Source organism: Parabacteroides sp. KHUB-02 (assembly GCF_056640955.1).
On record NZ_JBWQEV010000001.1, the window covers coordinates 1202042 to 1218985 of the forward strand.

A 16944-nucleotide genomic window follows, 5' to 3' on the forward strand; every position below is an offset into this window, starting at 1 on the left:
AATTTGGTTGCAAAACGGAACTTCTTTGGAGTGGATAAACTCATCATCTTCGCGGTATAATAAATCATACGATATGAAAAGGATGAAAGGCATTGTTTATGGAGGATTATTATCCGTCGTATTCGTGCTGTCCGGATGTTCGGGCAGTCAAAAAGAGGGACGGGATAGCAAAGAGATCCCGGTGGAGATCGTGAAGGTAGCGAAGACCGTTCCGGCGGATACAAGGAATTACGTGGGAACGGTAGAGGAGGTCGTATCTTCCTCGATTAGTTTTCAGGTGATGGGTAATGTAGAGCGAGTATTGGTGGGCGAGGGGCAGAAGGTCCGTGAGGGCCAACTACTAGCGGTGTTAGACAAGGCGACGCTGGAAAACGCCTATAACGCCTCGGCCGCTTCCTTGCGACAAGCGGAGGACGCCTATGCCCGCATGAGAACCTTGCACGAGAATAAGAGCCTGCCGGATATGAAATGGGTAGAGGTGGAGAGCAAATTGGAACAGGCCCGTTCCATGGAGCGAATCTCGAGGAAAAACCTTGAGGACCGGAACCTGTATGCCCCGTTCGGCGGCGTTATCGGCAAGCGCATGGTTGAGGCGGGAGAGAACGTGCAGCCCGGGCAACCGGTTTTCTCCTTGTTAAGGATAGAGACGGTAAACGTGAAGATCGCCGTTCCGGAGAATGAGGTCGCCACGCTCGGCGATCAAGCCGCTATGATAAAGGTAGCCGCTCTGGGCGGACAATGTTTTGAGGGGAAAGTGACGGAGAAAGGTATCGTGGCCAACCCTATCTCCCATACTTACGAGGCGAAGATCCGGCTGGAGAACCCGTCCGGCGCTTTGTTGCCCGGCATGGTTTGCGATGTACGCCTGTCGGGAGAGGAATCCGTGCCGGCTATCGCCTTGCCGAACAACGCCGTGCTGATAGCGAACGACGGGGGGCGTTTCGTCTGGAAGATCGTAGACGGAGAGGCGAAAGCTACGCCCGTACGGACGGGCGACTTGACGGAGCAAGGCTTGTTTATTCTGGAAGGGTTGAACGAGGGGGATATCGTCGTGATAGGCGGTTACCAGAAAATCAGTGAGGGCATGAGAGTGCGTGCGTTATGAGAGAACGTAAAAACGGAGTGATCGAATGGACCATGCGTCATTACCAGATCACGTTGCTGGTGATTACCGTGCTGGTCGGGTTGGGTATTTGGGGTTTGGTGGACATGCCGAAACAGGAATTCCCGGAGTTCACCATCCGCCAAGGCGTGGTCGTGGGTGTTTACCCCGGGGCGACTTCCGGAGAGGTGGAGGAGCAGTTGGCCAAGCCTTTGGAGAGATACCTGTTTACCTTCAAGGAGGTAAAGAAGAAAAAGACGTACTCCATGTCAAGGGATGGAATGGTGTACGTGATGGTGGAGCTGAACGACGACGTGAACAATAAAGACGAGGTCTGGTCGAAGATCAAGCTCGGCTTGCAGAACTTCAAGTCGCAACTGCCCTCGGGCGTACTCGCCGTCATCGCGAATGATGATTTCGGCGATACTTCCGCCTTATTGATCACCTTGGAATCGGAAGACAAGACCTACCGGGAATTGCAGCGATACATGGAGACGCTGGAAGACCGCCTGCGCCGGATCGAGTCCGTATCCAACCTGCGCCGTTACGGGGTACAAAACGAGCAGATCTCGGTCTACTTGGATCCAGACAAGCTAGCCGCTTACGGCCTAGATACCCGTATGCTGATGACAACCTTGTTCACCCAAGGCTTTACCACCGCCTCCGGCTCCTTGGAGAATGGCGGCTTGGACATTCCCATCCACCTTTCCGTGACCTATCCCTCGGAGCGGGAGGTAGGCGAGCAGATCCTGCTGGCCGATGCCGACGGGCATATGATCCGCTTGAAAGACGTGGCCCGTATCGTGCGGGAATATCCCGAGCCGGATAGCTATATAACGAACAACGGCAAGAAAGCGATCATCCTTTCCATGGAGATGCGTGAGGGCCATAATATCGTACGATACGGAAAGGAGGTAGACGAGGTATTGCACGCTTTCGAGCGGGATCTTCCCGAGAGTGTCTCGATCCGCCGGATCGCCGACCAGCCGAAGGTGGTGGGAGACTCGGTAAGTTCCTTCGTGCGGGATTTGTTTGTGTCCATCGTGGTCGTGATCTTGGTGATGATGGTACTCTTCCCTTTCCGCTCGGCATTGGTTGCGGCTACCTCCATCCCGATCAGTGTCTTTATCTCGATCGGTGTCATGTACGCTTGCGGCATCCCGCTGAATACGGTGACGCTGGCCGCCTTGATCGTGGTATTGGGCATGATCGTGGATAACTCCATCATCGTGATAGACGCCTATCTGGAATATCTGGACAAGGGCTATTCCCGTTGGTACGCCGCCGTCTATAGCGCCAAGAACTATTTCAGCTCGATCTTGTTGGCTACGCTGTGTATCTGCGTGATCTTTTTCCCGTTGCTTTTCACGATGACGGGGCAGATGTTGGATTTCGTGACCTTCTTCCCTTGGACGCTTTCCATCTCCCTCATGGTGTCGCTGGCGGTGGCGATGGTCTTTATCCCGCTGCTGGAGCGGGTCTTGATCAAGAAGGGATTGAAGTCCGGGCGGGAGAATACGGGCAAGAAGAGGTTCAATCTGCTGGATACCGTACAGGCCGTCTATACGAGGGCACTGACGTGGACTTTCCGTTTCCCGAAAACCACGATCGGTCTGGGCGTCTTGACGGTTGCCTTGGCGATCCTGATGATCACCCAACTGAGCCAGCGTATGATGCCGATAGCCGACCGGGATCAGTTCGCCGTCGAGATCTATCTCCCGCAGGGAACCTCGCTGGACCGTACCGCCGCCGTGAGCGATAGCCTCTATAAACTGTTGTCGGAAGATGAGCGCATCCTGTCCGTCACCTCCTTTATCGGAACTTCCTCGCCCCGTTTCCAAGCTACCTACGCCCCGAACTTGGCCGGGAAGAATTACGCCCAGTTCATTGTCAACACCGCCTCGATAGAGGCCACCCGTAGCGTGTTGGATGATTATACGGACCGGTACGCCGATTATTTCCCCGACGCCTACGTGAAGTTTAAGCAACTGGATTACCAAAACGTATCCTCTCCTTTAGAGATCCGTTTCATGGGAGACGATATCGCTCGGTTGAAGCAGGCTGGGGATTCCTTGATGGCCGTGTTGCGTGAGATGGACGGCTTGGTCTGGGTACACACCAATTACGAGGAGGCCTTGCCCGACGTACGGGTTCGATTGGACCCGGTGGAAGCCTCCCGCCTCGGGATCACGAAGGCGATGGCCTCGGCCGATCTGGCGATCCGTTACGACGGTCTCTCGGTTGGCTCCCTCTGGGAAGGCGATTACGCTTTGCCGATCCAGCTGAGATCCGATAAGAAAGGGGAGGGTGACGCGTTCGATAAGGTCGGCGACCAGTATCTTCCCACCATCGTCCCCGGCGTGAGCGTCCCGCTCCGGCAAGTCTCCACGATCGAGGGAGGCTGGAATGAGGGGCAGATCGTCCGTCGCAACGGCGTGCGTACCTTGAGCGTCTTCGCCGAGGTAACCCGGGGGACCAACCAGAACGCTATGCAGAAACGGATCGAGCGAGTCATGGAAAGCCATATTATCCCGACCTTGCCCGAGGGCGTGACGTACGAGTACGGTGGAGCCAAGGAGCTGGATTTCGAGACGATGAACCCGCTGATGCAGGGCTTGGCGATCGCCGTGATCATTGTTTTCTTCTTCCTGTTGGTCAATTTCAAGAAGATCGGCTTGGCGTTGGCGGCCCTGTCCTCGTTGCTGCTCACCTTGTTCGGGGCTGCGCTGGGCTTGTGGGCGTTCCATATCGATTTCAGCTTGACGTGCGTCTTGGGCGTTATCAGCTTGATCGGTATCGTGGTGCGAAACGCTATCTTGATATTCGAGCATGCGCAAGACTTGCGGCTTCATAAGCATTATAGCCCGAGGGATGCCGCCTTCGACGCCGGCCGGCGACGCATGCTCCCGATCTTCCTGACCTCGGCTACAACGGCCGTGGGCGTGGTTCCCATGATCATCAGCGGCAGTTCCCTTTGGATGCCGATGGGTGTGGTGATCTGCTCGGGAACGGTCTTCTCGATGATCTTGGCGGTCATCATCCTGCCTGTTTTCTATTGGAAGATATTCGGGAATAAATGAATGATACGGATGTGGATTAGGATATAATATAGGAATGAATATATGCGGAAAAAAGAGATGATAAAAAGATGGATATATGGCATCGTCGGTTCCCTCGTCTTATGCGTGGGGACCGTGAGCGCCCAGCGGACATTATCGCTGGAAGAATGCCGGGAAATGGCTTTGGAGAATAATGCGAAGATGAAGAACGCCCGTTTGGACGTAGAAGGGGCGAGGGAAGGAAAAAAGGAGGCCTTTACGAAATACTTCCCGAATGTCAGCGCCGTGGGAACAGCTTTTAAGGCGAACCACGGGATGATGGATATGAGCGTGATACCGGGCCTTCTCGAGTTGTCGATGATGGATGACGGCTTGCTGGGTGGGGTGACCGCTATCCAGCCCGTGTTCGCCGGCGGACAGATCGTGAACGGCAATAAGCTGGCCGACTTGGCGCTCGAGGTGAGCCGTTACCAGATGCGCCAATCCGAGGATGAGGTAGCCCTGACGGTGGAGCGGTATTACTGGCAATGGATCTCCCTTCACGAGAAATTAAGGACGATCGAGATCGTGGAATCCTTGGTGGGGAGTCTTTATAAGGATGTGGAGGTAGCGGTCGGCGCCGGCGTGACGACTCGTAATGACCTACTGCAAGTCCAGTTGAAAAAGAACGGCGTGGCGAGCGACCGCCTGCGGGTGGAGAACGGCTTGCGCCTTTCCAAGATGGTGCTGGCTCAATATATCGGTATCGGGGAAGATGATTTCGAGATCGATTTCACGCTGCCCGCCGAGGTGCCCTCCCCGGAGTTTTACCGGGTGAGCCATGAGGAGGCGCTCCCTACGACACTCTCTTATAAATTGCTGGAGAAGAACGTGGAGGCCGCCCGTCTTCAACAAAAGCTGAAGGTTGGGCAATACTTGCCCACCGTGGGGATCGGAGCCGGGTATATGTATCACAACTTACTGGATAAGGACCGTCCGTTCGGCATGGTTTTCGCTACCGTAGCGATTCCGATCAGTGATTGGTGGGGCGGCTCGCACGCCATCCGGAAGCAAAAGCTTCAGGTGAAGGCGGCCGAGTATTCCCGCCAAAACGCCAATGAGCTTCTGTTGGTACAAATGCGGAAGCTCTGGAACGAGCTGGAGGAGTCTTATAAGCAAGTCAAGCTCTCGGAGGAGTCCATAGCGACGGCCGAGGAGAATGTCCGCCTTAATACGGACTATTATAAGGCGGGCACGGTAACGCTGAGCGATCTTCTGGACGCCCAATCGCTCCTCCAGCAAAGCCGTGACCAGTATACGGGTGATTATACGGCTTATTTGATCAAACGTACGGAATATTTACAGGCGACAGGGCGTTAATTTGTTTTTTTTCCATATATTTGCTTATTAACAAATAATAAAACGAGAAGTGATGATGAGCTACGCCAATTATCTTTACATAGCGATCCGTGCCGCGGTAGACGCAGGCAAGTCGATCATGGATATCTATAACGACCCCGAATCAGACTTCGGGATAGAGAGAAAAGCAGACAACTCGCCGTTGACAAAGGCGGATAAGGCGGCCCATCGATTGATAACAAACGCTTTGTCCGTTACCCCGTTTCCGGTCTTAAGCGAGGAAGGAAAGGAGATCCCGTTCAAGGAGCGCTCCAAATGGGAGACGCTGTGGATCGTGGACCCGCTGGACGGTACCAAAGAGTTTATCAAGAAAAACGGCGAGTTTACCGTGAATATCGCCTTGGTGGAGAAAGGTGTGCCCGTGTTGGGCGTCATTTATGTGCCCGTCCGGAAGGAGTTGTATTTCGCCTCCTCCTCTGTGGGTGCTTATAAGTTTACGGGAATCGATAGCAGTAGCCAGCCCTCGATGGACGAGATGAAGCAGCGGGCGATACATTTGCCGATGGCGCTGGCGCATCAAGGAGTCGTGGTAGTGGCGTCCCGGTCTCACCAAACGGAGGAGACCACCGCTTTCATCGATAATCTCCGCAAGCAGGGAAAGCCCGTTACGTTGATCAGTAGCGGCAGCAGCCTGAAGATTTGTCTGGTAGCGGAAGGCTCGGCCGATATCTATCCCCGTTTCGCCCCGACGATGGAGTGGGATACCGCCGCCGGCCACGCCATCGCCAAGTCTGCCGGTTGCGACATATATCATATCGACGGCAAGACCCCGCTTCGCTATAACAAGGAAGATTTGCATAATCCGTGGTTTATCGTGAAGTGAGGGGGATGTGTATTTTAAGTTACTGTCAGCGGTGGGAGACGGAGCATGCTCCGTCTCTACAAGCAGTACAATGCATTCTTGTTTATTTGGTTATGAACGAAATTTAGAAGACTACCTTGTAAGAATATAAGTTGGCCCAGAATCAATCATTATTGGTCTATATCCCATATAATCCTAAAAATAGGTTAGCGAAAGGAGTGCGCACTTGAGTATTCTTATTATTTTTGCGCTCTTAAAAGTAAATACATGAATTTTGATATAGTGTTTGTGTTGCTGGCCCTGATCGGCATGATCGCAGCCTTGGTATGGGATAAGATGCGGCCGGGAATGGTTCTTCTGACAGTGGTCGTGTTTTTTCTCTGCGTAGGCATTCTTACTCCCAAGGAGATGCTGGAGGGCTTTAGCAATAAAGGGATGATAACCGTAGCCATGCTCTTCCTTGTCAGTGAGGGAGTGCGGCAGAGCGGGGCTTTAGGCCAATTGATCAAGAAACTGCTTCCCGAGGGGAAGACCACCGTCTTCAAGGCGCAGGCGAGGATGCTCCCGCCCGTGGCTTTCGTGTCGGCGTTCCTGAATAATACGCCGGTGGTGGTTATTTTTGCCCCGATCATCAAGCGATGGGCGGAGGCGGTGAGGCTTCCGGCCACGAAATTCTTGATCCCTCTCTCGTATGTCACGATATTGGGCGGTATATGTACCTTGATCGGTACTTCTACGAATCTGGTGGTGCACGGCATGATTCTGGAGGCGGGATATGAGGGCTTTACGATGTTTGAGCTGGGGAAAGTCGGTATTTTTATCGCTATCGCCGGTATTTTATATTTGTTCGCTTTCTCGAATAAACTGCTTCCGGACTCGAGGACGGATACGGTATCCGAAGACGGGGAGGATGAGAATCCCGGGAATTTCCACCGGGTGGAGGCCGTGCTGGGCGCACGCTTCCCGGGTATCAACAAGACCTTGGGAGAGTTTAACTTTACCCGCCATTACGGGGCGATCGTGAAAGAGGTGAAAAGCGGCGGACAGCGTTTTACCCGTAATCTGGATACGGTGGTGTTGCATGAGGGCGATACCTTGGTGTTGTGGGCGGACGATTCTTTTATCCCTACATGGGGTGAGTCTAGTGTCTTCTTGATGTTGGCGAATGGTAATGAGGCAACGGAGCCGGTATCGAGGAAGAAACGTTGGCTGGCTTTAGGACTGTTGATCTTTATGATTACGGGGGCGACGGTAGGAGAGTTGCCAGTCGTGAAAGAGGCCGTTCCAAGTATGCGCTTGGATATGTTCTTCTTTGTCTGTATTACGACAATCATCATGGCGTGGACGAAGCTTTTCCCGCCTAAAAAATACACGAAATACATTTCTTGGGATATCTTGATAACGATCGCTTGCGCTTTCGCTATCAGCAAGGCCATGGAGAATTCCGGCTTTGCCTCCATGATAGCCCGCCATATAATCGGTATGGCCGACGATTTAGGACCGTATGCGTTGCTGGCGATTATATTTATTATTACCAATATATTTACGGAGTTGATCACGAACAACGCCGCGGCGGCATTGAGTTTCCCGATCGCCTTGTCGGTGGCTACGCAATTAGGCGTTGATCCGACCCCATTCTTTGTCGTGATCTGTATGGCGGCGTCGGCTAGTTTCAGTACGCCGATCGGCTACCAGACCAACCTGATCGTACAAGGCGTGGGAGGCTATAAGTTCACGGATTTCGTGAAGGTGGGCCTGCCCTTGAACTTGATCACGTTCTTGATCTCCGTGTTTGTAATACCTATGATATGGAAGTTTTAGAAAATAATATCTATCCGATTTTCGACCGTATGCTGGGTCGTGAGGATAAAGAGGCGCTTCTGGGGCAAAGGGGAGTGATGGTGTGGTTCACGGGTTTGAGTGGCTCGGGGAAAAGCACGATCGCTATCGCCTTGGAGCGTGAGTTGCATAAACGGGGATTGCTTTGCCGCATCCTCGACGGGGATAATATCCGTAGTGGTATCAACAATAATCTCGGGTTCTCGCCGGAGGACCGGGTGGAGAATATACGCCGGATCGCCGAGGTGGGTAAACTGTTTGTCGATACGGGTGTTATAACCATAGCGGCTTTTATCAGCCCGAACAACGAGTTGAGAGAGATGGCGTCCGCTATCATCGGTAAAGCGGATTTCTTGGAGGTTTACGTAAGTACGCCGCTCGCCGAGTGCGAACGCCGTGACGTGAAAGGCCTGTATGCCAAGGCCCGGAAAGGCGAGATCAAGGAGTTTACCGGGGTTTCCGCCCCGTTCGAGGCACCGGAGCGTCCGGACCTGTCCTTGGATACCTCCGTATTGAGCGTGGAACAATCCGTGAGCCGGTTGTTGGAGTTGATCGTACCGAAAGTAGAAATTAAACACTGAAAAAAGATATGTCTGATTACAAGTTAAGTCATTTACAGGAGCTGGAGGCCGAGTCTATCCACATCATCCGTGAGGTAGCCGCCGAGTTCGAGAATCCTGTTATGCTTTATTCCATCGGGAAGGATTCTTCCGTGATGGTCCGTCTGGCCGAGAAGGCTTTCGCTCCGGGTAAGGTTCCTTTCCCGTTGATGCACATCGATTCGAAATGGAAGTTTAAGGAGATGATAGAGTTCCGTGATTCTTATGCGAAGAAATTCGGCTGGAACTTGATCGTGGAGTCTAATATGGAGGCTTTCCACGCGGGCGTGGGCCCGTTCACGCATGGAAGCAAGGTGCATACGGACTTGATGAAGACGCAGGCCTTGCTTCGTGGCTTGGATAAATATAAGTTCGACGCCGCTTTCGGCGGCGCCCGTCGTGACGAGGAGAAGAGCCGTGCGAAGGAACGTATCTTCTCGTTCCGCGATAAGTTCCATCAATGGGACCCGAAGAACCAGCGCCCGGAGTTGTGGGATATCTATAACGCCCGTGTGCATAAGGGCGAGAGCATCCGTGTATTTCCGCTATCGAACTGGACGGAGCTGGATATCTGGCAATATATCCGTCTGGAGAATATCCCGATCGTTCCCCTGTATTTCGCCAAGGAGCGTCCGTGCGTGGAGATCGACGGTAATTTGATCATGGCGGACGACGACCGCTTGCCGGAGCAATACCGGGACCAGATCCGTATGCGTATGGTCCGTTTCCGTACGTTGGGCTGCTGGCCGCTGACCGGCGCCGTGGAGAGCGAGGCGGATACGATCGAGAAAATCGTGGAGGAGATGATGACCACGACGAAGAGCGAGCGTACGACCCGTGTGATCGACTTCGATCAAGACGCTAGTATGGAGCAGAAGAAACGGGAAGGGTATTTTTAACACAGAAGAGACATGGCAGATACAAAATTAAATATAAAGGAATTCCTAGATAAGGACGAGCAGAAGGACCTGCTGAGATTCTTGACCGCCGGCTCGGTGGATGATGGCAAATCGACCTTGATAGGCCGATTGCTGTTTGATAGTAAGAAAATATACGAGGATCAGTTGGATGCCTTGGAGCGTGACAGCAAGCGTATGGGCAACGCCGGCGAGCATATCGACTACGCTTTGTTGCTGGATGGCTTGAAGGCCGAGCGTGAGCAAGGTATCACGATCGATGTGGCTTACCGCTATTTCAGCACGAACAACCGTAAGTTCATCATCGCCGACACCCCGGGGCACGAGCAGTACACCCGGAATATGATCACGGGTGGTTCCACGGCGAATCTGGCGATCATCTTGGTGGATGCCCGCACGGGCGTGATCACGCAAACCTGCCGTCACACCTATCTGGTATCTTTGCTGGGGATCAAACATGTGGTACTGGCCGTGAATAAGATGGACTTGGTGGACTTCGACAAGGATACGTTCGACCGGATCGTGGCGGATTATAAACGTTTCGTGGAGCCGCTGGATATCCCGGATATCACGTATATCCCCTTATCGGCCTTGGATGGCGATAACGTGGTGGAGAAGAGTGATCGTACGCCTTGGTACGAGGGTACGTCTTTATTGGATTATCTGGAGAACGTGCCTATCGACTTGGATCGTAACTACGAGGACTTCCGTTATCCGGTGCAATACGTGTTGCGCCCGAATCTGGATTTCCGTGGGTTTAGCGGCAAGGTGGCTAGCGGTATCGTGCGTAAGGGAGATACGGTGATGGCGTTGCCTTCCGGGAAGACCTCGAAGGTAAAGAGCATCGTCACCTACGAGGGTGAGTTGGAGCAGGCTTTCCCGCCTCAATGTATTACGATCACCTTGGAGGACGAGATCGATATCTCCCGTGGGGAGATGCTGGTGCACCCGGATAACTTGCCGATCCGCGACCGTAATTTCGAGGCCATGCTGGTGTGGATGGATGAGGAAGCCATGGACGTGAACAAGCAGTTCTACATCAAGCAGACCACTCATACGACACGTGCCCGTGTGGATAGTATCCGCTATAAGGTGAACGTGAACACGATGGAGCAGTCTTCCGTGGATCATCTGGAGCTGAACGAGATCGGCCGTGTGGTATTTACTACCGGCAAGGAGTTGTTCTTCGATCCGTATAGGAGGAATAAGCAGACCGGCTCGTTTATCTTGATCGATCCGATTACGAATAATACGTCCGCCGTGGGTATGATCATCGACCGTGTGGACGCTAAAGATATGGTGACGGAAGACGCTTTGGCTACCTTGAACCTCCCGGAGATGGGAATCGGAGAGGAGCATTATGAGGCGATCCGTAAGGTTTGTGAGGAGTTGGGCCGGCAGGGCGTATCTGTGAAATGTATAACGGAAAAACGATAGGATATGGGATTGTTGGAGTTTGATAAGCTACCGATCAATACGTTGGTCGGGGCGGATTGGGATACGTTCAGGAAGGTGACGGCCCGGCAGCAGATAGACAAGGGCTTTAAGGGTAAGTATCGCCTTACGACCGGTGTTTGCCGCCTGTTGAGCGCCTTGAAGCCGATCGAGGATAGCCGGTTCAAGAAATTGGCCGATAAGCCGCTCGAGATGGACCCCTTGTTTATCTTGGGGCATTGGCGGAGTGGTACGACTTTTGTTCATAACATCTTCGCCTGCGATAAGCATTTCGGTTATACCACGACGTACCAGACGGTATTCCCGCACCTGATGCTCTGGGGGCAGCCTTTCTTCAAGAAGAACATGGCTTTCTTGATGCCGGATAAGCGTCCGACCGATAATATGGAGTTGAAGGTGGATCTTCCGCAAGAGGAGGAGTTCGCCTTGTCGAACATGATGCCTTATACATATTATAATTTCTGGTTCTTCCCGAAACGCTGGATGGAGTATTGCGATCGTTACTTATTGTTTAACGATATCACGGAGGAGGAGCGGCGGATCTTCATGGATACTTTCATGCGTCTGGTTAAGGTTTCCCTCTGGAATACGAACGGTACGCAGTATTTGAGCAAGAACCCACCGCATACGGGGCGTGTGAAGACATTGCTGGAGATGTTCCCGAACGCTAAGTTCATCTACTTGAAGCGAAATCCGTATACGGTATTCGAGAGTACCCGCAGTTTCTTTACGAATACGATCCAGCCATTGCGTTTGCAGGATATCACGAACGAGCAGATCGAGGCGAACTTCATCGAGGTATATCGCCGTCTTTTCTACAAGTACGAGGAAGAGAAGCACCTGATACCGGAAGGCAATCTGGTGGAAGTGAAGTTCGAGGATTTCGAGAAAGACGCTTTCGCCATGACGGAAAATATTTACGGGTCATTAAACTTACCCGGCTTTAAGGAGTCTAAGGCGGATATAGAGAAGTATCTGGGCAAGAAGAAGGGCTACAAGAAGAACCAATACAAGTACGAGGATCGTACGGTCCGGCTCGTAGAGGAAAATTGGGGCATGGCCTTGAAGGAATGGGGCTATAGCTTATAAATAAAAGGGTTAGATAGGTATTAAATTGATAGAGGGATGGGTTTGAGTTTAAGAAAGAAAGCGTTATTTTTGGCAATCGCTTGTATGCCTTTGTCCGTGGTTCTCGCGGACGGGGATGGGGTGACATCGGAGAATGTGGTGCCCTTCGCTTATGGAGACATGGATAATTGGATTGTCCGTGAGATTCATGAGTCTGGCATTATCGGGGGAAATACGAAATGGCTTTATGAGCTGGGGCCCTCGGATACGATTGTCGGTAATACGGCGTTTCGTAATATGGGCGGTTCTCCGTGGGCTACTTCCAACGTGATGGCGAAAGTGGCGGGAGTGGTGAAAACCAATACGTCTGTTTTCCCGGAGAAACGGGGGGATGGGATGTGCGCCCGCATGGAGACCCGTTATGAGAGCGTGAAGGTTTTCGGTTTGGTGGATATCGAGGTGATCGCCGCCGGCTCCGTTTTCTTGGGTACGGTGCATGAGCCGATCAAGGGAACAAAAAACCCTCAAGCGATGTTACAATCAGGAGTGCCTTTCTCCAAGAAGCCGAAAGCGTTGCGGTTTGATTATAAGGTGAAAGCCGCTCCCGAGAAGAATCGGGTACGTAGTACGGGGTTCAGCCGTAAGAGTACGGTGGCCGGGCAGGATTCCTTGGCGGTGATCTTGTTGTTGCAGAAACGATGGGAAGACGCGGAAGGGAATGTTTATTCCAAGCGGGTCGGTACGATGGTGCAACGCTATACGGAATCTACCCCTGATTGGGTAAATGACGCTACTTACCCGATCCTTTATGGAAATATAACATCCAAACCCGAATATAAACCGTATATGCGTATACAAGTAGAGGAACGTTATACGTTAAATAGTAAAGGAAAAAGCGTTCCTATCCAAGAGGTAGGCTGGGCGGAGCCGGGCGAGGCACCTACGCATATGGTGTTGCAGTTCACCTCCAGCCACGGAGGGGCCTATATCGGCTCTCCGGGAAATACGTTTTGGATAGACAACGTAGAATTAATATACTAATATGGTCGAAGCAAAGATAAAAGCCCTGCGTGATGAGCTGGAGCGGCATAATTATAATTATTATGTGCTTTCGGCACCGACAATATCAGACTTTGAGTTTGATAAGATGATGAAAGAGTTGCAGGAACTGGAGGCGGCGCATCCCGAGTTCGCCGATCCGGATTCCCCGACCCGGAGGGTGGGGAGCGACCTCTCGAAAGAGTTTGAGCAAGTGGTACATAAATATCCGATGCTTTCGTTGGGTAATACGTACTCCGAGGATGAGATCCGAGATTTTTATGATCGTACGGTCCGCTCCTTGAATGAGCCTTTCGAGATTGTGGCGGAGCTTAAATATGATGGTACTTCTATCTCTTTGACCTATGAGAAAGGACGCTTGACGCGTGCCGTGACCCGTGGCGACGGCACTCGTGGTGATGACGTGACGGCGAATATCAAGACCATCCGTTCGGTTCCATTAAGACTCCGGGGTTCTGATTTTCCGGAGGAGTTCGAGATCCGTGGCGAGGTATTGCTGCCTTGGGCGGAGTTCGATCGCTTGAATAAGGAGCGGGAGGAGCAGGAGGAACCCTTGTTCGCCAATCCTCGCAACGCCGCTTCCGGTACGTTGAAACAGCAGAATCCGGCTATCGTGGCCTCCCGTAAGCTGGATGCTTATTTCTATTATTTATTGGGTGAGAACCTGCCGGCCGAAGGGCATTATGAGAATTTGCAGGCGGCTCGCGCATGGGGTTTTAAGATTCCGGACGTGATCCGTAAATGCCAGAGCCTACAGGATATATTCGATTATATCGCATATTGGGATGTGGAACGTAAGAACCTGCCCGTGGCGACGGATGGAATCGTGTTGAAGGTAAACTCGCTTCGTCAGCAGAGGAACTTAGGTTTTACGTCGAAAAGCCCTCGCTGGGCGATCGCTTATAAGTTTCAGGCGGAGCGTGCCGAGACTCGCTTGAACTCGGTCTCTTTCCAAGTGGGACGGACGGGGACGGTCACTCCGGTGGCGAACCTCGAGCCCGTATTGTTGGCGGGGACGGTGGTGAAGCGGGCTTCCTTGCATAACGCCGATATTATCGAGGGGCTTGACTTGCATATCGGCGACCAAGTGTATGTGGAGAAAGGCGGGGAGATCATCCCGAAGATCGTGGGAGTGAACGTGGAGGCTCGTTCGATGCTGATGGGGGATAAGGTCCGCTTTATCCGTGTGTGTCCGGAGTGCGGGACTCCTTTGGTGCGTCCGGAGGGAGAGGCGGCACATTACTGTCCGAACGAGTCGGGCTGTCCTCCTCAGATCAAGGGGCGTATAGAGCATTTCGTGACCCGGAAGGCGATGAATATCAATATAGGCCCGGAAACGGTGGAGGATTTGTACAACGCCGGTTATGTAAAAGACTCGGCGGACTTATATACGTTGACGGTTGCCGATTTATTGCGTCTGGAACGGTGGGCGGAGAAGAGCGCCCAGAATCTGATGTCGAGTCTGGAGGAATCCAAGCAAGTTCCTTTTGAGAGGGTCTTGTTCGGTCTGGGGATTCGTTTCGTGGGAGAGACGGTCGCTAAACGCTTGGTCTCGGCTTTCCACTCGATCGAGGCATTGGAGCAGGCGTCCTTAGAGGATTTGGTAGCCGTGGACGAGATCGGCGAGCGGATCGCCCAGAGTGTATTGAGTTATTTCTCGGACGAGAAGAACCGTACGTTGGTGAACCGATTAAAGGAACAGGGCTTGCGGATGGCGGTTTCCGAAGAGCAATTGGCGAACCGTTCCGAGAAGTTGAAAGGATTGACGATCGTGATCAGCGGGACATTTTCCAAGCATTCACGTGACGAGTATAAGGCGATGATTGAGCAACATGGCGGCAAGAATAGCGGCTCCGTCTCGGGGAAGACCGATTATATCCTTGCCGGCGAGAATATGGGACCGGCCAAGCTGGAGAAAGCGGCGAAGCTGGGTGTGAAGATTATCAACGAGGATGCGTTCTTAAATATGCTGGAATAAATGTTTACGAATTATTTTATCAAGAAGAAGATACAGGCTTTAGTGTCGGACGCTGGGGGGCGTCCGCATCGTTCCCTTTCCTTGGATGAGGCACGTTCGCTTTTGGTCTTGTATAATATAGAGGATCACGAGGACGTCATGAGGGCCTTGGAGCCTTTGCGCAAGGCGAAGAAGGACATCAAGACGTGTGTATATGTGCCGTCCGGAGGAGCGGATATTCCTTTCGACGATTCCAATATTCCTGTACATATAAAGAACGATCTCAACGCGTGGGGATTCCCTTCCGATAGTGTCTTGGAAAAGGTGGGCGCTCTCAAGGCGGATATCTTGATCGATATCACCCGGCCGGGTTGTTATGCCTTGCAATACATCGCTCTCCGGCATCCATCCGCCTTCAAGGTCGGGATTAAGTATCCGGGCCAAGAATGGTACGACTTAGGCTTGACTGTAACAGATAAGGACGATATTCAGTATTTATTCGGACAGATATTATTTTATTTGCGTTCCATCCGTGCTAAATGATATAATTTCCTTATTTTTGCAGTGCTAAATAACAAAAAGGAATATTTTCCCCATGGCAGACATAAATTTAAAAGGAATGGGTGTGGCGTTGATCACGCCATTCAAGGAAGATGAGAGTGTAGATTACGAGGCGTTAGGCAAGCTGGTGGATTATCAGGTGCAGAACGGTACGGATTATTTGGTAGTGCTGGGAACTACAGCGGAAACCCCTACACTTACGGAAGAAGAAAAGAAAAACATTATAAGCTTGGTAGTGACTCGTGTACGGGGCCGTATCCCTATCGTATTAGGCGTGGGAGGTAATTGTACACGGTCGGTTGTCGAGAAATTGAAGACCGATAATTTCGAGGGTATCGACGCTATCCTCTCGGTCGTACCTTATTATAATAAGCCTTCCCAAGAAGGGATTTACCAGCATTACAAGGCGATCGCCAACGCTACTCATTTACCGATCGTACTCTATAACGTACCGGGGCGTACGGGTGTGAACATGACGGCCGAGACTACGCTTCGTATCGCCCGTGAGTTCGATAACGTGATCGCCGTGAAAGAGGCTTCCGGCAATATCACCCAGATGGATGATATCATCAAGAACAAGCCGGCCCGTTTCAACGTGATCTCCGGTGACGATGGTATTACTTTCCCTTTAATGACATTAGGTGCGGTGGGAGTGATCTCCGTGATCGGTAACGCCTTCCCTCGTGAGTTTAGCCGTATGGTACGTCTGGCCTTGGCGGGTGATTATGATAGCGCACGTACGATCCATCATAGCTTCACGGAGCTGTTCAGCCTGTTGTTCGTGGATGGAAATCCTGCCGGAGCGAAGAGTATGTTAAATATGATGGGCTTTATCGAGAATAAGCTTCGTTTGCCTTTGGTTCCTACACGTATCGTCACGTATGAGAAGATCCGTGAGGTGTTGCGACAGTTGAGCATTAAGTGCTGATCCGCTTTTAACGGCAACGATTCTTATTATTTATATAGGATAACAAAAGGGGCTTCATGTGTCATAGAGGGCATGTGAAGCCTTTTTCTATTGATATGCTCCAACTCCTCATACCGATACTTCAACCTTGATTTCGGTCACTTCATTATTTTATGTCGGGCAGGCAAACACTTACCTTTTATTTTTGTAACCATTATATT

General features: G+C 51.9%; 13 protein-coding genes. All 13 read left to right on the plus strand.

Translation table 11 applies throughout. The features are described 5' to 3' along the window. Positions 1-73 precede the first annotated feature (73 nt). The gene (locus ACYIA1_RS05185; protein WP_005862797.1) at positions 74-1105 is read left to right on the plus strand and encodes an efflux RND transporter periplasmic adaptor subunit; all 1032 of its coding nucleotides are present in this window, start codon (positions 74-76) and stop codon (positions 1103-1105) included. Next, positions 1102-4182 carry an efflux RND transporter permease subunit gene (locus ACYIA1_RS05190; RefSeq protein ID WP_195300984.1) on the plus strand — a complete coding sequence of 1027 codons (3081 nt, stop codon included), beginning with the start codon at positions 1102-1104 and terminating at the stop codon, positions 4180-4182. The genes ACYIA1_RS05185 and ACYIA1_RS05190 overlap by 4 nt, the downstream gene beginning before the upstream one ends. Positions 4183-4224: 42 nt before the next feature. Continuing rightward, on the plus strand, positions 4225-5520 hold the full coding sequence (locus tag ACYIA1_RS05195) for a TolC family protein (protein WP_480334601.1): 1296 nt from the start codon (positions 4225-4227) through the stop codon (positions 5518-5520). Between the two features lie 52 nt (positions 5521-5572). Next, entirely contained in the window at positions 5573-6382 is an 810-nt protein-coding gene (gene cysQ / locus ACYIA1_RS05200) for a 3'(2'),5'-bisphosphate nucleotidase CysQ (RefSeq protein WP_036612678.1), read from the plus strand. 246 nt (positions 6383-6628) lie between these two features. Further along, a complete protein-coding gene (locus ACYIA1_RS05205) occupies positions 6629-8182 on the plus strand; it encodes an SLC13 family permease (protein WP_480334603.1) in 1554 nt (517 codons plus the stop codon). Next, entirely contained in the window at positions 8170-8781 is a 612-nt protein-coding gene (gene cysC, locus ACYIA1_RS05210; protein WP_057316959.1) for an adenylyl-sulfate kinase, read from the plus strand. The genes ACYIA1_RS05205 and cysC overlap by 13 nt, the downstream gene beginning before the upstream one ends. Positions 8782-8789: 8 nt before the next feature. Continuing rightward, positions 8790-9698, plus strand: coding sequence for a sulfate adenylyltransferase subunit CysD (gene cysD, locus ACYIA1_RS05215; RefSeq protein ID WP_121962094.1), 909 nt, complete (start codon positions 8790-8792; stop codon positions 9696-9698). A 12-nt stretch (positions 9699-9710) separates the two neighbouring features. Then, complete coding sequence (gene cysN, locus ACYIA1_RS05220) at positions 9711-11153, plus strand: sulfate adenylyltransferase subunit CysN (RefSeq protein WP_005857430.1); 1443 nt, start codon at positions 9711-9713, stop codon at positions 11151-11153. A 3-nt stretch (positions 11154-11156) separates the two neighbouring features. Continuing rightward, a complete protein-coding gene (locus ACYIA1_RS05225) occupies positions 11157-12260 on the plus strand; it encodes a sulfotransferase family protein (protein ID WP_005857428.1) in 1104 nt (367 codons plus the stop codon). Between the two features lie 36 nt (positions 12261-12296). Further along, the gene (locus tag ACYIA1_RS05230; RefSeq protein WP_008772341.1) at positions 12297-13280 is read left to right on the plus strand and encodes a PCMD domain-containing protein; all 984 of its coding nucleotides are present in this window, start codon (positions 12297-12299) and stop codon (positions 13278-13280) included. A gap of 1 nt (position 13281) precedes the next feature. Beyond that, on the plus strand, positions 13282-15276 hold the full coding sequence (ligA, locus tag ACYIA1_RS05235) for an NAD-dependent DNA ligase LigA (RefSeq protein WP_005857423.1): 1995 nt from the start codon (positions 13282-13284) through the stop codon (positions 15274-15276). Next, positions 15277-15798: a DUF6913 domain-containing protein gene (locus ACYIA1_RS05240; protein WP_005862785.1), complete on the plus strand. Its 522-nt coding sequence runs from the start codon at positions 15277-15279 to the stop codon at positions 15796-15798. A gap of 52 nt (positions 15799-15850) precedes the next feature. Beyond that, a complete protein-coding gene (gene dapA / locus ACYIA1_RS05245) occupies positions 15851-16744 on the plus strand; it encodes a 4-hydroxy-tetrahydrodipicolinate synthase (RefSeq protein ID WP_005857419.1) in 894 nt (297 codons plus the stop codon). Positions 16745-16944 lie beyond the last annotated feature (200 nt).